This window comes from Faecalimicrobium dakarense (assembly GCF_000499525.1).
GTDB lineage: Bacteria > Bacillota > Clostridia > Peptostreptococcales > Peptostreptococcaceae > Faecalimicrobium > Faecalimicrobium dakarense.
On the sequence record NZ_HG529251.1, the window covers coordinates 1 to 19,712 of the forward strand.

The 19,712-nt window shown below is 29.5% G+C and carries 22 protein-coding genes and 1 pseudogene; all 23 read left to right on the forward strand.

Annotation, left to right across the window (positions count from 1 at the left end):
* Nucleotides 1-462, forward strand: a 462-nt coding sequence (locus BN899_RS03140; RefSeq protein ID WP_042272843.1) for a chromate transporter, incomplete at its 5' end; no start/stop codon positions are given.
* Nucleotides 459-1,028, forward strand: a complete 570-nt coding sequence (locus BN899_RS03145) for a chromate transporter (protein ID WP_242824060.1) — start codon at nucleotides 459-461, stop codon at nucleotides 1,026-1,028. The genes BN899_RS03140 and BN899_RS03145, both read left to right, overlap by 4 nt.
* Before the next feature lie 19 nt (nucleotides 1,029-1,047).
* Nucleotides 1,048-1,524, forward strand: coding sequence for a hypothetical protein (locus tag BN899_RS03150; RefSeq protein ID WP_147568480.1), 477 nt, complete (start codon nucleotides 1,048-1,050; stop codon nucleotides 1,522-1,524).
* 11 nt (nucleotides 1,525-1,535) lie between these two features.
* On the forward strand, nucleotides 1,536-2,084 hold the full coding sequence (locus BN899_RS03155; protein WP_042272847.1) for a GNAT family N-acetyltransferase: 549 nt from the start codon (nucleotides 1,536-1,538) through the stop codon (nucleotides 2,082-2,084).
* Between the two features lie 240 nt (nucleotides 2,085-2,324).
* Nucleotides 2,325-3,119 carry a GNAT family N-acetyltransferase gene (locus tag BN899_RS03160; RefSeq protein ID WP_042272849.1) on the forward strand — a complete coding sequence of 265 codons (795 nt, stop codon included), beginning with the start codon at nucleotides 2,325-2,327 and terminating at the stop codon, nucleotides 3,117-3,119.
* A gap of 253 nt (nucleotides 3,120-3,372) precedes the next feature.
* Nucleotides 3,373-3,834 carry a ribosome maturation factor RimP gene (gene rimP, locus BN899_RS03165; RefSeq protein WP_042272851.1) on the forward strand — a complete coding sequence of 154 codons (462 nt, stop codon included), beginning with the start codon at nucleotides 3,373-3,375 and terminating at the stop codon, nucleotides 3,832-3,834.
* Between the two features lie 27 nt (nucleotides 3,835-3,861).
* On the forward strand, nucleotides 3,862-4,908 hold the full coding sequence (gene nusA / locus BN899_RS03170) for a transcription termination factor NusA (RefSeq protein WP_042272854.1): 1,047 nt from the start codon (nucleotides 3,862-3,864) through the stop codon (nucleotides 4,906-4,908).
* Nucleotides 4,909-4,920: 12 nt separating this feature from the next.
* Nucleotides 4,921-5,193 carry an RNase P modulator RnpM gene (rnpM, locus tag BN899_RS03175; RefSeq protein ID WP_042272856.1) on the forward strand — a complete coding sequence of 91 codons (273 nt, stop codon included), beginning with the start codon at nucleotides 4,921-4,923 and terminating at the stop codon, nucleotides 5,191-5,193.
* The gene (locus tag BN899_RS03180) at nucleotides 5,186-5,509 is read left to right on the forward strand and encodes a L7Ae/L30e/S12e/Gadd45 family ribosomal protein (RefSeq protein WP_042272858.1); all 324 of its coding nucleotides are present in this window, start codon (nucleotides 5,186-5,188) and stop codon (nucleotides 5,507-5,509) included. The genes rnpM and BN899_RS03180 overlap by 8 nt, the downstream gene beginning before the upstream one ends.
* 14 nt (nucleotides 5,510-5,523) lie before the next feature.
* Nucleotides 5,524-7,470, forward strand: a complete 1,947-nt coding sequence (gene infB, locus BN899_RS03185; RefSeq protein ID WP_042272860.1) for a translation initiation factor IF-2 — start codon at nucleotides 5,524-5,526, stop codon at nucleotides 7,468-7,470.
* Between the two features lie 20 nt (nucleotides 7,471-7,490).
* The gene (rbfA, locus tag BN899_RS03190) at nucleotides 7,491-7,883 is read left to right on the forward strand and encodes a 30S ribosome-binding factor RbfA (RefSeq protein WP_042272862.1); all 393 of its coding nucleotides are present in this window, start codon (nucleotides 7,491-7,493) and stop codon (nucleotides 7,881-7,883) included.
* A complete protein-coding gene (locus tag BN899_RS03195; protein ID WP_042272864.1) occupies nucleotides 7,861-8,847 on the forward strand; it encodes a DHH family phosphoesterase in 987 nt (328 codons plus the stop codon). Before rbfA ends, BN899_RS03195 begins: the two co-directional genes overlap by 23 nt.
* A 10-nt stretch (nucleotides 8,848-8,857) precedes the next feature.
* Nucleotides 8,858-9,763 (forward strand): tRNA pseudouridine(55) synthase TruB, encoded by a 906-nt coding sequence (truB, locus tag BN899_RS03200; protein WP_042272866.1) that lies wholly within the window; start codon nucleotides 8,858-8,860, stop codon nucleotides 9,761-9,763.
* 28 nt (nucleotides 9,764-9,791) lie between these two features.
* Nucleotides 9,792-10,721, forward strand: a complete 930-nt coding sequence (locus BN899_RS03205; RefSeq protein ID WP_042272868.1) for a bifunctional riboflavin kinase/FAD synthetase — start codon at nucleotides 9,792-9,794, stop codon at nucleotides 10,719-10,721.
* Between the two features lie 104 nt (nucleotides 10,722-10,825).
* Nucleotides 10,826-11,080 carry a 30S ribosomal protein S15 gene (gene rpsO, locus BN899_RS03210; RefSeq protein WP_042272870.1) on the forward strand — a complete coding sequence of 85 codons (255 nt, stop codon included), beginning with the start codon at nucleotides 10,826-10,828 and terminating at the stop codon, nucleotides 11,078-11,080.
* A 155-nt stretch (nucleotides 11,081-11,235) separates the two neighbouring features.
* A complete protein-coding gene (locus BN899_RS03215) occupies nucleotides 11,236-11,817 on the forward strand; it encodes a hypothetical protein (RefSeq protein WP_052356546.1) in 582 nt (193 codons plus the stop codon).
* 38 nt (nucleotides 11,818-11,855) lie between these two features.
* Nucleotides 11,856-12,101 carry an ion channel gene (locus BN899_RS18520; protein WP_052356547.1) on the forward strand — a complete coding sequence of 82 codons (246 nt, stop codon included), beginning with the start codon at nucleotides 11,856-11,858 and terminating at the stop codon, nucleotides 12,099-12,101.
* Nucleotides 12,102-12,294: 193 nt separating this feature from the next.
* Nucleotides 12,295-13,134: a DegV family protein gene (locus BN899_RS03220; RefSeq protein WP_042272872.1), complete on the forward strand. Its 840-nt coding sequence runs from the start codon at nucleotides 12,295-12,297 to the stop codon at nucleotides 13,132-13,134.
* 227 nt (nucleotides 13,135-13,361) lie between these two features.
* Nucleotides 13,362-15,476, forward strand: coding sequence for a polyribonucleotide nucleotidyltransferase (locus BN899_RS03225; protein WP_042272873.1), 2,115 nt, complete (start codon nucleotides 13,362-13,364; stop codon nucleotides 15,474-15,476).
* A gap of 200 nt (nucleotides 15,477-15,676) precedes the next feature.
* Nucleotides 15,677-16,507: a 5-dehydro-4-deoxy-D-glucuronate isomerase gene (gene kduI / locus BN899_RS03230; protein WP_042272874.1), complete on the forward strand. Its 831-nt coding sequence runs from the start codon at nucleotides 15,677-15,679 to the stop codon at nucleotides 16,505-16,507.
* Nucleotides 16,508-16,536: 29 nt separating this feature from the next.
* Entirely contained in the window at nucleotides 16,537-17,316 is a 780-nt protein-coding gene (gene kduD, locus BN899_RS03235; RefSeq protein ID WP_042272876.1) for a 2-dehydro-3-deoxy-D-gluconate 5-dehydrogenase KduD, read from the forward strand.
* Nucleotides 17,317-17,401: 85 nt separating this feature from the next.
* The gene (locus BN899_RS03240; RefSeq protein ID WP_052356549.1) at nucleotides 17,402-19,090 is read left to right on the forward strand and encodes an alginate lyase family protein; all 1,689 of its coding nucleotides are present in this window, start codon (nucleotides 17,402-17,404) and stop codon (nucleotides 19,088-19,090) included.
* A gap of 342 nt (nucleotides 19,091-19,432) precedes the next feature.
* A pseudogene (locus BN899_RS03245) lies at nucleotides 19,433-19,712 on the forward strand (bifunctional 2-keto-4-hydroxyglutarate aldolase/2-keto-3-deoxy-6-phosphogluconate aldolase); the annotation flags it as partial.

Genomic DNA, 19,712 nt, shown 5'->3' on the forward strand with positions numbered 1-19,712 from the left:
CCTATGCTAGAAAAAGAAGTAGTTGAACAAAGGCAGTGGACAACTAGTGAAGAGTTATTAGATTATTATGCAGTTGGCCAGGCTACACCAGGAATAATTGCAGTAAATACAGCAACATTTGTAGGTTACAAAGTAAGAGGTATAATAGGTGCATTTTTTGCAACTTTAGGAGTGGTATTTCCATCTCTTGTAATAATCTTAATAATAGCAAGTTTTTTACAAAACTTCGCACAGTATGAAATAGTAGGCCATGCTTTTTCAGGAGTTAGAGTCGCAGTAGCAGTATTGGTTTTAAATGCAATAATAAAACTTTTGAAAAACTCGGTAGTAGATAAAGTAGGAGTAGTAATTTTTTCTGGTACATTTATACTAGGTGCGCTTTTGAATATTTCACCTATCTACATAGTTGTAGGAGCGTCTGTATTGGGACTGATACTTAAGTTTAGGAGAGAAGAGGAATGATAATTACGTATATACAATTATTTTTTGAATTTTTAAAAACTGGATTATTCGCCATTGGTGGTGGACTTGCAACATTACCATTTTTATATGATATAGCTGAAAAATATACATGGTTTGATAAATCAATGCTTGCTGATATGATAGCAGTATCTCAATCAACGCCAGGGCCGTTAGGAATAAATATGGCAACTTATGCTGGATTTAATGCAGCGGGAATATTAGGAGCAATTATAGCTACATTTGGACTTGTGCTACCATCATTTGTAATAATAATTATAGTGGCTCATTTCCTAAAAAAGTTCAGAGAAAGTGAAGAAGTAAATGCAGTTTTTTATGGACTTAGACCGGCAGTAACAGGGCTTATAGCAATAGCAGGATTTGAGATATTAAAGTTATCAGTTATCACAGTAGATAAATTTTTAAAAACGAAAAATATTTTAAATATTTTTGATTATAAAGCGTTGATTTTATTTATAGTACTATTTGTTGTTTCTAATAAGCAGAAAAAACACCCTGCACTATATTTAGGAATAGGTGCAATAGTGGGTATAGTATTTGGACTTTAAATATGAAAGGAAAATTAAAGTGAATGAATTAATAGATTTATTAGATAAAGATATAAAAATATGTGAAGATACATTAAAAGCAAATGACTTTTTAGAGATGGTAATTATAATAGAAGAATTACATAATAAATATAAAAATGATATAGAAAAAATTTCTGAAATCGAAAAAGATGTAGTATGGAAATATAATAAAAATGATTTGCAAATTATAGAAGATAGCTTAAAAGAATACAAAGTAAAAACAATAAAAGAAGAAGATGAAAAAAATATAAATAAAAGAATAAAAAACTTTAGAGAAAAGATTGAAAACAGTGAGATATCAAATAAAGAGGAAATTTTAAATAAATTAGAGAGCATAGAAAGTATAAAAAATGAAGATATAGTTTTAGATGAAAAGTGGGATAAATTAAGAAGCTGTTTAACTTTTATACAAAATCAAAATAGACATATAGCAATAGGATTTTTAGAAATACTAGAATTTATAATTATAAATTAATAGGAGGAGATATGGAAGATATAATTATAGAAACAAATAGATTAATTCTACGCAAAATATCTAAAGATGATTATAGAGAAATTGCTAATATACTTCAAGATATTGAAGTAATGTATGCATGGGAAAAATCTTTTTCAGATGAAGAAGTTCAAGATTGGATAGATAAAAACTTAAAAAGATACAATAACGAAGGATACAGTTATTTTCTAGCTATAAATAAAGAAGATAATAAAGTTATAGGAGTAATGGGACCTTTAATCGAAAACATAGAAGGTGAAGAATTTATAGGAGTTGCATATATATTAAATAAAGATTCATGGGGAATGGGATATGCAACTGAAGGTGTAGATGCATGTATTGAATATGCATTTAACAAGCTTAATGCGAAAAAGGTTATAGCTCAAATAAGACCTAGCAATACTAATTCCTGTAATGTAGCAAAAAGATTGAATATGAAAATACAAGGAAAATTTATAAAAGTATATGATAATAAAAAAATGGAACATTTAATATACTCAATTGAACGTAATGATTATTTAAAAAATAGAGTAGATATATAATATCTACTCTATTAACATTTATTAAAAATAAATAATTATATTAAATAACTACTAGAAAATCCTCATAAGAAAACAAATGTAAATAAAAGTATAATAAATTTTAATTTAAACATAAAAACTCCTTTATATATTTAATATATTTAAATATTAAAAACCTTAAATTCATTCAAATTAACAGAATAAAGGTATACACATTAATAGTATTGAATATAATTTAAAATTATTAATTGGAGGGATATTATGATAAGGAAATTAAAGGAAGAAGATAGAAAAATAACAATGGACTTTGTAAGCAAGAAACCATCTATTAATTTATTTATAATAGGAGATATAGAAAATTTTGGATTTGATAGTGAATTCCAAGAGGTATGGGGAAGTTTTGATGAAAATAATAATATAGTTGGTGTATTGCTTAGATTTAATGAAAACTTTATACCATACTATGAAGATAGTAATGTAGATATTGATGGATTTAAAAAGATAATAGCCTCTCATAAAAATACTAAGTTAATATCAGGAGAGAAGAGTATAGTATCTGACTTTTATGATGTGTTTGAAAGTAAAAAAGAAAAGAATAGCTACTTTTGCGAAATGATAAATTCTAAAAAGTTATTATCTTGGGATGAAAATGTAAAAATAGCTTCTAAAAATGAAGCAAAAGGTGTGTATGATTTAATAGATACTATAGATGAATTTAAAGATACACCAAATACACCAATTAAAGATATTATAAGGAAAATAGAAGATAAAAGTGGGCGTATATATTACGTAGAAAATGATAATAAAGAAATAATAAGTGTAGCACAAACCACAGCAGAAAATACTAAGTTGGCAATGGTTGTAGGAGTTGCAACTAAAAAAGAGTATAGAAAGCAAGGATTAGTAAGTAAATGTTTATCTAGACTATGTAATGATCTGCTAAAAGAAGATAAAACACTTTGCTTATTTTACGACAACCCAAAAGCAGGTAAGATTTATCACGAAATAGGATTTGAGACTATTGGTAAATGGACTATGCTTATTAAAGAGGATTAATACTTTATTATCAAATATCAACAAATTATAACTACATACATTACATATAAATCGTTTTTGATAAAACAAAGAAAATTAGTATCTAATAAACTAGTACATAAATTATATACTAATTCAAAAAATTTGCAATGAAAACTATTATATGGTATTATGGTATATAAAATAGTATATTTTGCAGAAACTAAGAGTGAGACCGATGTGCTCACTCTTTTGTTTTAAATACTAAACTTACAACTGAATAGGAGGGAAGAACATGAAAAGATCGATAGAAGCTACAATAGAAGAAATAGTATCACCAATAACTGATGCTAAAGGATTTGAAATTGTAGATATAGAATATGTTAAAGAAGCTGGAGAGTATTATTTAAGAGTGTTCCTTGATAAAGAAGGAGGAATATCTTTAAATGATTGCGAAGCTGTTAGTAGAGAGTTAAGTGAAATACTAGATGTAAAAGATCCAATAAAGGATAACTACTTCTTAGAAGTATCTTCACCAGGACTTGATAGACCACTTAAAAAAGATAAAGACTTTGTAAGATACCAAGGTAGAGACGTTGAAATAAAATTATACAAGCCACTAAACGGTTCAAAGCAATTTGAAGGTGAATTAGTTGGATTAACGGAAGATAAAAACATAAAAGTTATAATAGATGAAAATGAAGTTGAGTTTAACAAAAAAGAAGTTGCACTTGTTAGACTTGCTATAAAGTTTTAGTGAGAATTTAACAGGGAGGAAAAACAAATGAATCACGAATTTATGGAAGCTTTAGACGAACTAGAAAAAGACAGAGGTATAGATAAAGAGATACTTATAGATACTATAGAACAAGCACTTTTAACTGCTTACAAGAAAAACTTTGGTTCAGCTCAAAATGTTAGAGTTGAGTTTGACAGAGAAAGAGGAGACGTTAAAGTATTCTCTCAAAGAGTAGTAGTTGATGAGTCTGACTTATATGACACTTTCTTAGAAATAGAACTTAAAGATGCTAGAGAAATAAGCCCAAATTATGAATTAGGAGATATAATAGAAAATGAAGTAACTCCTATGGACTTTGGAAGAATAGCTGCTCAAACTGCAAAGCAAGTTGTTGTTCAAAGAATAAGAGAAGCTGAAAGAGAAATAGTATACAAAGAGTTTATGGATAAAGAAAATGAAATAGTTACAGGTGAAGTAGCTAGAGTAAACAAAAATATAGTTTATGTAAATCTTGGAAGAATAGAAGCTGTAATGACTCAAACTGAGCAAATGCAAGGAGAGACTTATAAAGCTGGACAAAAGATTAAGGTTTACATATTAGAAGTAAAGAAAACAAATAAAGGGCCTCAAATAGTAGTATCTAGAAGTCATCCAGGTTTAGTTAAGAGATTATTTGAATTTGAAGTACCTGAAATATTTGAAGGTATAGTTCAAATAAAATCTATAGCTAGAGAAGCGGGATCTAGAACTAAGATGGCTGTTAAATCAATAGATGAAAAGATAGATCCAATTGGATCTTGTGTTGGACCTAAAGGTTCAAGAGTTAAAAATATAGTTGATGAGCTTGGAGACGAAAAAATAGATATAATAAACTATAGTGAAGATCCAGCTGAATTTATATCAGCTTCACTTAGTCCATCTAAAGTTGTGAGAGTTGACGTTAATGAAGAAGAAAAGTCTGCCTTAGTTGTAGTTCCTGATTACCAATTATCACTTGCAATAGGTAAAGAAGGTCAAAATGCAAGACTTGCTGCAAAACTTACTAACTGGAAGATAGACATAAAAAGCGAATCTCAAGCAAATGCAGAATAAGGAGGGATACCTTTGCAAAAAATAAAAAAAGTTCCTCAAAGAAAATGTATAGTTTGTCAAGAAAGAGAATCTAAAAAAGGATTAATGAGGATTGTTAAAAACAAAGAAGGTCAAATCTTCTTAGATCCAACTAAAAAGGCAAATGGTAGAGGTGCATATATCTGTAAAGATAGCGAATGTCTAAAAAAAGCTATAAAAACTAAAGCTTTAAATAAAGCATTTAAAATAGAGGTATCAAGTGAAGTTTATGAAAATTTACTTAAGGAGCTTGAATCTTATGAATAAGACTACTGAAGCAAAAATATATTCTTTATTAGGCCTTGCAATGCGTGCTGGCAAATTAGTCTCAGGAGATGATACAACGCTTACTGAACTAAAAAAAGGATACGTTAAGCTTGTAATAATAGCAGATGATGCATCAAATAATACACAAAAACTTTTTAAAGACAAGAGTTCTTTTAGAAGTGTACCATATATAAATTTCTCTACGAAATTACAACTAGGATTAGCTATAGGTAAGGCTCCAAGAGCTGTTCTTGGAATCAAAGATAGCGGATTTGCAAATAAATTAAAAGATTTAATGGAAGAACCAAAAATATAATAGGGGGTGATCTTGTGTCAAAAACAAGAGTATACCAAATCGCACAAGAGCTAAAAATGTCAAATGAAGATGTATTAGCTAAATTAAAAGAATTAGAAATAAATGCAGTGGATGAAAATTCTGAATTAGAAGAAGAAGAAGTTGAATTAGCTTTAGAGATACTAAAAGACGAGATAGCAGCTGCAAATGGAAACACTATAACAGTAAGTGGAAAGTTAACAGTCCAAGAGTTAGCTGAAAAATTAGATAAGTCTGCATCAGAAATAATAATGAAGCTTATGAAAATGGGAACAATGGCTACAATAAATCAAGAAATAAGCTTTGAAATAGCATCACTTGTTGCAAGTGAATGTGGATTTGAATTAGTTGAAGGATCAGCTAATGATGAAGAAGAGTTAGAAGCAATAGAAGCTTTAATAGATATAGAAGAAGATAAAGAAGAAGACTTAGTTAAAAGACCACCAGTTGTTACTGTAATGGGACACGTTGACCATGGTAAAACTTCTTTATTAGATGCTATAAGAAAAACTAATGTAACTTCAAGTGAAGCAGGAGGAATAACTCAACATATAGGTGCTTCTGAAGTTATGGTAAATGGAGAAAAAGTAGTATTCTTAGATACTCCAGGACATGAGGCTTTCACATCTATGAGAGCTAGAGGTGCACAAGTTACAGATATGGCAATATTAGTTGTTGCTGCAGATGATGGTATAATGCCTCAAACTGTAGAAGCTATAAACCATGCTAAAGCTGCTGAAGTACCGTTAATAGTTGCTATAAACAAAATAGATAAGCCAGGAGCAAACCAAGATAGAGTTAAGCAAGAATTAGCTGACCAAGGTTTACTTGTTGAAGACTGGGGTGGAGATGTTATATCAGTTCCGGTATCAGCATTAAAAGGTGAAGGTGTAGATACTTTACTTGAAATGGTATTATTAGTTTCTGAAATGGAAGAATTAAAAGCAAATCCTAACAAGAGAGCTGTTGGTACAGTTATAGAAGCAGAACTTGATAAAGGTAGAGGACCAGTTGCTACTATACTTGTTCAAGGTGGAACACTTAAAGTTGGAGATCCAATAGTTGCAGGCCTTGCTAGTGGTAAAGTAAGAGCAATGATAAACTCAAAAGGTAAAAGAGTTAAGACTGCTGGACCATCAACTGCTGTTGAAATATTAGGATTATCTGAAGTTCCACAAGGTGGAGACCAAGTTATTGCAGTTCCAAATGAAAAAGCTGCTAGAACTGTAGCTGAAAAGAGACAACAAATGGCTAGAGAAGAAATGTTAAAATCTAACCAAAGAATGAGTCTTGATGATTTCTTCAGCCAAATGGGAGATGCTGAAGTTAAAGAATTACCAATAGTTATAAAAGCAGACGTTCAAGGATCTGTTCAAGCTGTTAAGCAATCTTTAGAAAAATTATCAAATGAAGAGGTTGCAGTTAGAGTTATACATGGTGGTGTTGGAGCGATAAACGAATCAGACGTTATGCTTGCAACTGCATCTAATGCAATAATAATAGGGTTTAACGTAAGACCAGTACCAGGTGCTGAAATGATAGCTAAAAAAGAAAATGTTGATGTAAGAAGTTACACAATAATATACAAAGCAATAGAAGATGTTCAAGCTGCTATGACTGGAATGCTTGACCCAGAATACAGAGATGAAGATACTGGTAAGGCTGAAGTTAGAGAAACATTCAAATTATCAGGTGTTGGTACAATAGCAGGATGCTATGTAACAACTGGTAAAATATTTAGAGGATCTAAAGTAAGAATAGTTAGAGACGGAATAATAATTCATGAAGGTCAATTAGCTGCTCTTAAGAGATTCAAAGATGACGTTAAAGAAGTTAATCATGGTTACGAATGTGGTATGAGTTTTGTTAATTACAATGACATAAAAGAAGGCGATGTAATAGAAGCATATATTACTAAAGAAGTAGAAAGAAAATTAAAATAGATGTAAAGAGGTCGATTTAAATGGCATCATATAACAGAACAAGAAGAATAGCTGAGGAAATAAGAAAAGTAGTAAGCACAATGCTTATAAGTGGAATAAAAGACCCTAGAATAACTTCTATGGTAAGTGTAACTGATGTTGAGGTTACAAATGACTTAAGTTATGCTTATGTATATGTAAGTATTTTAGGTGGAGACGAAGAATCTAGTTTAGTAGGGCTTAAGAGTGCAGTTAACTATATAAGAAGAGAAGTAAGCAAGAATGTAAAGCTTAGACATACTCCACAAATAATATTTAAAGTTGATGATTCTATTAAAAAAGGAATGTATATGTCTGATTTAATAAGAAAAGTCAATGAAAAAAATAACGAAGAATCTGTTGATAACACAGATGAAGAAAACAATGATAACTAATATTGATAATATTGTAGACTATATAAATGGAAGTAACGACTTTGTCGTTACTTCTCATATTAGTCCTGATGGAGATAATATTGGTTCAACTCTTGCAATGTACTACTCTTTAATAAAATTAGGAAAAAACGTTTCTTATATACTAGATGATACTCCCCCACTAAACCTAAGATTTTTAATCGAAGGTGTAAAGATACTGAAATCACAAGAAATAAATATGGAAAACTACAGTTTAATATCTCTTGACTGCGGAGATAGAAATAGAATATGTGTAGATGATAAAATAAAGGCAAATGCAAAGAAAATAATTTGTATTGACCACCATGCTAGCAATGATGCTTATGGTGATTTTAACTATATAGATGTTGATGCATCATCAACTTGTGAGCTAGTTTATAATGTATTAGTAAGATTTAGTGAAGTTAATAATATTGACTTAATAGATGAGAAGATTGCTACATGCCTTTATACAGGACTTGTAACAGATACAGGAAACTTCTCTTATTCAAATGCACATCCAAGTAGTTTTGATATGGCGAAAAATCTTTTATTAAAAAATGCTCAAAAAGAAACTATAATACAAAATGTTTTCCAAAGCAACCCATATAATTACTATAAATTATTAGGAGAAGCTTTAAATACATTAGATATAGTTGATGAAAAAGTAGCTTGTATGAATATTACTAAAGAAATGCTAAAAAGAAATGTAATAAGTTTTAACGACGTAGATGGAATAACTTCATACACTAGAGATATAGAGGGTGTAGAAGTTGGTATACTTCTTAAAGAAAAGAAAGAAAATGAAGTAAAAGTCAGTTTAAGAGCTAAAAGCTATGTGGATGTAAGTTCTATAGCAAAAAAATTCGGTGGTGGTGGCCATGTGAGAGCTGCTGGATGCACTATTTATGATAGTGTTGAAAATGCAAAGAAAAAAGTATTAGAAGAAGTATTAAAATCAATCTAGGGTGATGCATATGAACAAAATAGTAAATATAATAAAGCCTACAGGGATGACATCCCATGATGTTGTAAGTGCTGTAAGGAAAATTTTAAACATAAAAAAGGTTGGACATACAGGTACCCTTGATCCAGATGCATCAGGGGTATTACCTATATGTATAGGAAAAGCTACAAAGGTAAGTGAGCTTATATTAAATAAGGATAAATCTTACATCTGTGAATTAACACTTGGTATAAATACAGATACTTATGACTCTTCAGGAGAAATATTAGAAAAGTTTAATGTAAATGTAACTGAAGATGAAATAGAAAAAGCCTTTGATAGGCAAAGAGGAGAAATAGATCAACTGCCTCCTATTTACTCTGCGCTAAAAGTAAATGGAAAAAGAATGTGTGACTTAGTTAGAAGTGGAAGAGCTGATGAGGTAGTTTTAAAGTCTAGACCTGTTAATATAAAAGAACTTAAGGTATTAAGTGTAAACAATAATAAAATAATGTTTTATGTAGTATGTTCTAAAGGAACTTATGTAAGAAGTATTTGTTATGATATAGGAAAAGAATTAGGGTGTGGAGGACATATGTCTTTCTTACTTAGAACATCATCAGGTAAGTTTGACCTTGAAAATGGCATAACACTAGAACAACTAAGAGAATTTAAAGAAAATAATACTTTAGACAAACATCTATATGATATAGACTATGTATTGTCTAACTTTAACCATGTAGTAATAAATCCAAATGCTTATAAATACTACGTTAATGGTGGAGTTATAGATGAAAGAAGATTTATAGAAAAAGGTTTTAAAGAAGAAGATGAAATAGTAAGGGTTTATTGTGAAGGCGAGTTTTTGGGTACAGGTCAATTAAGCAAAACAGATAGCACTATAAATTTAAAAAGTGATAAATTATTTATAGTATAGAAAACATAACTTTAGTGGGGAAATCATTATGATTACTATAAAATCTATAAAAGAAATAGTAAATATAAAAAAAAGTGTTGTCACTATAGGTAACTTTGATGGTTTACATAAAGGTCACCAAGTATTAATAAAAAAAGCAGTAAAATCTGCTAAAAAAAGGAATATAGAAAGTGTAGTATTTACTTTTGAAAATCATCCAGCAAATTATTTTGCTAAAACTCCTATAAAAAATGTTATTACAAATGAAGAAAAGATAAAAAGGTTAAAAGATTTTGGCGTGGATTATGTAATAAGCATACCATTTGATGAATATATGACTAAAATATCAGCTCTTGAATTTGTAAAAGGTATATTACTAGATAAATTAGGAGCTAAAAAAATAATAGTTGGACATGATTTCACATTTGCTAAAAATAAAGAAGGGGATACTAAGGTACTAAAAGAATTATCAGATAAGTATGGATTTGAAGTAGAAGTAATCATGCCTATAAAGGTAAATGATATAAGAGTGAGCAGTACATATATTAGAAATTTAGTGGCTCAAGGAAGTGTATGTAGCGTGAAAGAATATTTAGGGTATAACTGCGAAATAAAAGGCAATGTAATCAAATGTAAACAACTTGGAAGGACAATAGGATTTCCAACAGCTAATATAGAAGTTGATAAAAATACACTTATTCCTAAAAATGGTATATATGCAACTAAAGTGCACATTGGTGAAAAAGTATATTATGGAGCAACGAATATTGGCTATAATCCTACTGTAAATGGAGAAAAATTGTCAATAGAAACTAATATATTAGATTTCAATGATGATATATACGGAAAAGATATTAAGGTTGAATTTTTAGAAAGAATAAGAGATGAAAAGAAATTTTCATCACTAGATGAGCTAAAAAAGCAACTAAAAAAAGATACTGACTATATTTTCAAAAAGTATATTTGCAAAAATAAATAATATATGATAATATAGACAAGTAAATTAACCTTTACTCGGCATTTAATTACTCCAATTAGTGCTTAGTAATAGGCGATTATAATAATAAATGGAGGTACAACACGATGAACAAAACTGAAATAATCAAAGAGTTTGGAAGAAAAGAAGGAGATACTGGTTCTCCAGAAGTACAAATAGCTTTATTAACAGCTAGAATAAATGAATTAAACGGTCACTTAAAGACTCACAAAAAAGACCACCACTCAAGAAGAGGTCTATTAAAGATGGTTGGTAGAAGAAGAAACTTATTAGGATACTTAAAAGAAAATGACTTAGAAGGATACAGAGCGTTAATAGCTAAGTTAGGATTAAGAAAATAATAATTTCTTTATTATAAAGATTTCGTAAGAAATAACCTATTATGTAATTTTAAAGATTACTATATAGGTTATTTTTTTATTAAATACATTAATACCACTAAGGAAATACTATATATTAAAGTTATAAAATACATAAAATAGGAGCCATTTTTAATATGGGGAAAATACTAATAGTTTCAAGTACTATTGTAGTGATGCTATCTATTGTAGTGAGTAATAGAAAAGATAATAAAAGATTAATAAAATCTATATACCAAACACTTAAAGAAATCAATAAAACATATAAAGAAATCTTTACAGAGGGAAGCACGTTTATAAAGATTATGCACGGTGGAATATTCATTATTTCAGAAATCTCAGTAATATTTATGATTATAAAATCAGTAACACAGTACTCATTAACAAAGCAAACATTAGTACACTATTTATTTTCACTAGGATGTATAGGATTAGCTTTATTAATACTTCACTTGTCTATAGGATATATATTACTGATAACTACTGGTATACAAAAATTTATAGGTGATGTAGAAGATAAAGACTTAAAAGGTAAATTATTATTAAGTTATTTTATATTAAGTGTATATTTTACTGTATTTTTATTTGACCCAATACAGTTTGAAGGCATTGATACTATTGCATTAATTGGATTAGCTATATCATATATAGTAAACTTAAAAATACTTATTAAATTAATAAAAAATCCTATGCATATAAAAAGTAAAATAAAAATATAATTTCAAGTATAACTATAATTTCAATATTATTATTACTTATGATTATATTAAATTTATTTTTAGCTACATGTTTAATAAATCAAATTTATCCACAATCATTCTCGAATGTATCTAGCAATTTTGATTTATTTTACTACACAATAGTTACATTTACAACTGTAGGGTATGGAGATATAACACCATTAACAGTTCCTGCAAAGCTAATAAGTATAATAACTTCTATTACAAGTGTAGTTTGTATTACTATATTCTTAAGTAGTATATTATCATATAAAGAGTCATAATTTATAAATGTATTATAATAAGTAAATAGAAAACAATCACTTATTTTCGCAAAATTAAGTTTATATATAATAAATTTAGAGTATAATTTTATTGAATATAAAAGGTAAATGCAATATAAATATAGAAATTAGAAATTTGTGTAAATTCTATAAAAGTAATATAATATTCAAGTATAGTAGGAGGGGATTGATTATGAAAATAAAATTAATATGTGATAGTTTATGCGATGTTCCTAGTGAATTAGTAGAAAAGTATAATATAGATATAATACCTTTAAATATTATAATAGGAGATAATGAATACAAAGAAGGCGTAGATATTACTAATGATGAATTCTATAGAAGAATGAAGGAAGAAAAAGTAGTTCCTAAGACTTCTCAAGCCACATACATACAATTCAAAGAGGCTTTTGATAAATATGTAGGAGAATACCCTATAGTTTGTATAACTGGTTCATCAAAGTCTTCTGGAACTTATCAAAGTGCAGTAATGGCTAAAAATGACACTGAAGGTGATGTACATGTATTTGATACACTTACACTTTCATTAGGAAGTGCTCAGTTTGTAGTAAAAGCTTGTGAGTTAATTGAAAATAACAGTGATATTACTGCAAAAGAAATCGTAGATGAATTAGAACACTTAAGAAGTAGTGTAAGATTATACTTCTTACCAGATACTTTAGAGTACTTACAAAGAAGTGGTAGAGCATCTCTTGCAACAGCAACTATAGGCCAAATGTTAAATATAAGACCTTTATTTACAGTTGAAGATGCAAAAATATTTATACTAACAAAGATAAGAGGTAAAAAGCACATTGTACATACTATGGTTGATACTTTAATAGAACAATACGATACATTAGAAGATAAAAATATAATAATTGGGTGTGGAGCAAATTTAGGTGACTTTGAAACTCTTAAAAAAGAAGTTGAAGATAGAATAAAATGTAAAAATATTTACTTTACAAGAGGTGGAGCATGTATTTGTTCTCATACAGGACCAGATATATTAGCAATTAGCTGTTCAAACTAGAAAATGATTAAATTTAAAGGAAACAGTAAATAATAAATTAGACTAAAATGTATTATGATTCGTTTTGTATCTCAAAAATTCACAAGCATAGACTAGTATATGAGTTTTATGTTGTTAAATTATAGTATTTTTGATAAGATAATAAATAGAACTATAAATTCGGTTTTAAGCGACTGTGTCGGCGATATGAGCGAAGCGAATTTAATAAAGAGGAGGTACAAGCATTAATGTTTGAACATAAAATTTTCAAAATGGATTTTGCAGGAAGAGAACTTTCTGTTGAAATAGGAAAAATAGCTCAGTTAGCTAGTGGTAGTGCAATACTTACATACGGCGAAACTATGGTTATGGTTAATACTTCAAAATCAGCGCAACCAAGAGATGGAATAGATTTTTTCCCTCTAAGTGTTGATTATGAAGAAAAATTATATTCAGTTGGTAAAATACCAGGTGGATTCTTAAAGAGAGAAGGAAAGCCTTCAGAAAAGGCAGTTCTTACTTCAAGACTTATAGATAGACCGATAAGACCATTATTCCCTAAAGGATTTAGAAATGATGTACAAGTAGTTGCTACAGTTTTATCAGTAGACCCAGATTGTACTCCTGATATAGTAGCAATGATAGGTTCATCTGTTGCACTTTCAATATCGGAAATACCATTTAATGGGCCTACAGGTTCGGTTTTAGTAGGTTTAGTTGATGGTGCATTTGTTGTTAACCCAACTGCTGAAGAAAGAGAAAAAAGTACTATGCACTTAGTAGTATCAGGAACTAAAGATGCTATAATGATGGTTGAAGCTGGTGGAGAAGAAATACCAGATACATTAATGCTTGAAGCTATATTATTTGCACATGAAGAAATAAAGAAAGTTGTAGCTTTCATAGAAGAAATAGTTGCAGCTGTTGGAAAAGAGAAGATAGAAGTATCTCTTTTCAAAATAGATGAAGAAGTTGAAAAAGCTGTTCGTGAATTTGCAACTGCTGATATGAAAGAAGCAGTTAAAACTATAGAAAAGCTTGAAAGAATGGAAAAAATGGATGCTGTTAAAGAAGCAACATTTGAGAAATTTGAAGATTTATTAGAAGAGTATTCAACTGATATAGAAGATACTCTACAAGCTATAATCAAAGAAGAAGTTAGAAAACTTATAGTTCATGAAAATGTAAGACCAGATAACAGAAAGCCAGATGAAATAAGACCAATATGGTGTGACAATGGATTTATACCAAGAGCTCATGGTTCTGGACTTTTCACAAGAGGTCAAACTCAAGTTATGTCAATAGCAACACTAGGTTCAATTAGTGAAGCTCAAATATTAGATGGACTTGATGATGAAGAAAACAAGAGATATATGCATCACTATAACTTCCCTGCATATAGTGTTGGTGAAGCTAGACCATCAAGAGGACCAGGAAGAAGAGAAATAGGTCATGGTGCATTAGCAGAGCGTGCTTTAGTGCCAGTACTTCCTTCTCAAGAAGAATTCCCTTATGCAATAAGAGTTGTTTCTGAAGTATTAAGTTCGAATGGTTCAACTTCTCAAGGTAGTGTATGTGGTTCTACATTATCACTTTTAGATGCAGGTGTTCCATTAAAAGATATGGTTGCAGGTATAGCAATGGGTCTTATAAAGCATGATGATAAAGTTGCAGTATTATCAGATATACAAGGTATGGAAGACCATTTAGGAGATATGGACTTTAAAGTTGCAGGAACTGAAAAAGGTATAACTGCTATACAAATGGATATAAAAATAGCTGGTATAGATGAATCAGTTTTAAGAGAAGCTTTAACTCAAGCTAAAATTGGTAGAATTCATATATTAAACGAAATGAAGAAAACTATAGATGCTCCAAAGCCAGAGTTATCTAGATATGCTCCTAAAATAATAACAATGAGCATAAAGCCAGATAAGATAAAAGATGTTATAGGACCAGGTGGAAAAGTTATAACAAAGATAATAGATGAGACTGGTGTTAAAATAGACATCGAACAAACTGGAGATGTATTCATAGCAGGAGTAGATCCTGAAATGTTAGCACTTGCACAAAAGCGTATAGCAGATATAGTTGCTGAAGCTGAAGTTGGTCAAACTTATACTGGTAAAGTATCGAGAATAATGAACTTCGGTGCATTTATTGAAATACTTCCAGGAAAAGAAGGATTACTTCACATATCTCACATAGCACACGAAAGAGTAGCTAAAGTTGAAGATGTATTAAACATTGGAGATGAAGTAACAGTTAAAGTTACTGAAATAGATGAAAAAGGAAGAGTTAATTTATCTAGAAAAGTACTTTTACCTAAGCCTGAAAAAGCTGAGAAAAAAGAAGATAAGTAATATAGATTAAAGACGAGAGTTTACTCTCGTCTTTTTTTGCGTATAAGGATACTACATTTTATCTGGTTTGTAGATAAATATAATTCGAAGAAAAATATATTATAAATTATTGACTTTATTTGCCTATATCATATATAATGATTATAGAAAATGAAACATTGTTCCGAAATACGGAACGAATAAGGAGAGGGGTTATTGATATGGATATAAGATATGCGAATCATCCAGTTGATTCAAAAAAATATGGAACACAAGAATTAAGAGAACATTATTTAAAAGAAGAAATATTTACACCAAATTCTATTGGTTTAACATATAGTCATGTAGATAGAATAATCTTTGGTGGAGCTATGCCAACAAGTGAAACACTAAGCCTAGTTGCAGGAAAAGAGATGGGTGTTGAGTTCTTCCTACAAAGAAGAGAAATGGGAGTTATAAACGTAGGAGAAGATGGTGTAATAGTATTAGATGGTGTTGAATACGAAATGAAAAAACATGATGGTATTTACATAGGTATGGGAATTAAAGAAATTCTATTTAAATCTAAAAACGTAGAAAATCCAGCTAAGTTTTATATAAACTCAGTACCAGCACATAAGGAATATCCAGTAGTCAAAATAAATATAGAGGATGCAAGACCAGTTAGATTAGGAGAAAATGAAAACTTAAATAAAAGAACTATATACCAATATGTTCATCCAAATGTATGTCAAAGTTGCCAATTGTTAATGGGTATGACAATGTTAGAGCCTAATAATGTATGGAATACTATGCCGTGTCATACACATGAAAGAAGAATGGAAGTATACTTCTATTTTGATATGAAAGAAGATACAAGAGTAATCCATTTAATGGGAGAACCTACAGAGACAAGACATTTAGTAGTTAAGAATGAGCAAGCGCTAATATCTCCGAGTTGGTCAATACACTCAGGAGTAGGAACAAGTAATTATACATTTATATGGGGAATGTGTGGAGAGAATCAAACATTTGATGATATGGACCATGTAAAAATGTCAGACATAAAATAAAAATAAAAAGGGCTAAAGGAGAATATATTATGGGATGTTTAAATGATTTTTCAATGGACTTTTTCTCATTAGAAGGAAAAGTAGCGATGGTAACAGGTGGAAATACAGGACTAGGCCAAGGATATGTAGTTGCTTTAGCAAAAGCCGGAGCTGATTTAGTAATTCCAACTTATAATAGAGATTGGGATGAAACTAGAGAATTAGTAGAAAACTTAGGTAGGAAAGTTCATTTTGTTCAAGGTGATTTAACAAAGGCTGAAGATAGAGAAAACGTTATTAAAGAGGCGATAGAAGCTTTTGGTAGAATAGATATACTAGTAAATAATGCAGGAACTATAAAAAGAGCACCTCTTCTTGAGTACAAAGAGCAAGACTGGGAAGCTGTAATGAATATAAACTTAAATTCAGTGTATTACTTAAGCCAAAAAGTTGCTAAAATTATGGCTGAAAATGGTGGAGGGAAAATAATAAACATAGCATCTATGTTATCTTTCCAAGGTGGTAAATTTGTACCGCCATACACAGCAAGTAAGCACGGTGTAGCAGGATTGACTAAGGCATTTGCAAATGAATTAGCAGATAAAAATATACAAATAAATGCGATAGCACCAGGATATATAGCAACTGCTAATACTGCACCAATAAGAGAAGATGAGAAAAGAAATGACGAAATATTATCAAGAATACCAACAGGAAAATGGGGTAAACCATTTGACTTAATGGGAACAGTTGTATTCTTATCTAGTAAAGCATCTGACTATATAAACGGAACTATATTAGCTGTTGATGGTGGATGGCTAGTAAGATAATTCTATATTAGAATCAAAGAACTATACTCATACAAAGTCTAAAGAGTATAGTTTCTTTGTATTTCATAAATAAGGGGACTTTATAATGAATAACTGTAATTTACAAAGTGATATTAGAAATTATTGTAATTTAAATGTATATGTAAATATGAATGAGATAGATGAAATAGCAAAATATTGCAATGAAAAGTTTCGATATGAAGTACAAGAGGTAGTAAGAATAGCTGATAATGTTTCTAATAAGGTATTTAAATTTGAATGGAAGTGGGATATGGAGAGGACTTTTATACCATATTCATTTGAAGAAGATATAATCTGGGATAAAACTCCTAATAATGACCCCGAGTGGATTTTTATGTTAAACAGGCATAGATATTGGATTACTTTGGGGCAAGCTTATGTACTTACCAAAGATGAAAAATATGCAAAAGTATTTGTGGAGCAAATAAGTCACTGGATAAAAAATGTAAGACCTATTAAAGGTACAGATAAAACAACATGGAGGACTATTGATACAGGTATAAGATGTGAGAACTGGATAAAGGCATATTCTTACTTTAAAAGTAGTAAATATGTGACTCAAGAATTTAGCGAAATCTTTGTTAAATCATTAAAAGAGCATATAGAGTACCTAGAGAAAAATTATAAAGAATCAGGAAAATTAAGTAATTGGGGTGTTTTAGAAAGTTATGGTTTATTAGTAGCTTCTGCATTTTTAGATAATTTAATCGAAGATAATTATTACATAAATTTATCAATAGAAAGATTAAAAGAACAAATAAATCTTCAAGTTATGAATGATGGTATGCATTGGGAACAATCACCAATGTATTTAAATGAAGTACTTCATTGCTGTTTAGGTACTTTAATAGTATGCAAAAATAATAATATACCATTGCATAAAGATATATATGAGAAAACTAAAAAATTAGCTTATGCTAATTTATATATGAAAAAGCCAAATCATACTCAAGTGTGCCAAAGTGATAGTGATGATACTGACTTAAGGGATATGATTACTAAATCTGCGTATCTATTTAGTGATGAAGTATTAAAATTTGGTGGATATAAAGAAATCGATTTTGAAAGTATATGGGATTTGGGATACAAATCTATACAAGAGTATGAAGCTATAAACACTACAGAGCCTAAACATACATCATATGCTTTTGAAGACAGTGGGAATTATTATATGAGATCTGGATGGAAAAATGATGATAATTATATGTATTTTCATTGTGGAACTCTAGGTAGTGGCCATGGCCATGCTGATTTATTACATGTCAGTATATATGCAAATGAAGAAGATTACCTAATAGATCCGGGTAGATATACTTATATAGAAGGGGACAGAAGAAGAGAATATTTAAAAGGTTGTATTGCTCATAATACAACTACTGTTGATAATATAGATTTTACAGTATTAGATGGATCTTGGGGATATAAAAAAGTAGCAACTCCTATAAAACAGCCTTTTATAACTAAGGATAACTTTGATTACTGTGAGGGATCACATTTAGGTTATATAGATAAAGGTATATTTACAAATAGAAAAATAATTTATATAAAGCCTAATATATGGTTATTAGTAGATGAATTCTATGGAGAAGGAGAACATGATTATAAACAGTTCTTCCATTTTGCTAGTGACGCGTACTTAGAAAATAATAAGACTATATGCAAAGGTAAAAATGGTAATTTAACATTACATCATTTAAACGCCTTAGAAAGAGAGATAAAAAAACACCAGTATCTTATTACTATAATAAGTTAGAAAATCAAGATACATTAATAACAAGTTATAAAAATACAGGGTTTACATCAATAATAACTGTTATTTCAGCAAATTGTGGGAAAAAAGATGTATCTGTTGAAAAAATAAGAGTTATAAATTGTAATGGAAGGATATTAGAAGAATCAGAAGCTGAGGCTATAAAAATATCAACTAAAGATGAAGTTTACACAGTTTTAATTTGCCATAATGAAATATTTAAAGGTAAAAAATTATTAAAAGTAAATGGTCATGATGTTTACGGTAAAGTTGTTCTAATAAGTGAGATAAAAGGAAAGGTAACTAAAGAAGTTATAAAATATTAAATATAAAGGGGGACTCATTATGAAAAAATTAAAGGTTTTAAATACATTAGAAAAATGCGGAGTTGTTGCAGTGGTACGTGGCAACACTAAAGAAGTGGGCATTAAAATATCTAAAGCTTGTATAGATGGAAATGTAGGCGCTATAGAAGTAACTTATACTAATAAGTTTGCAAATGATATAATACGTGAACTAGACGAAATATATGGAGATTATGATGATGTGGTAATAGGTGCGGGAACTGTATTAGATGAAGAAACAGCAAGACTTGCTATATTAGCAGGGGCTAAATATGTAGTAT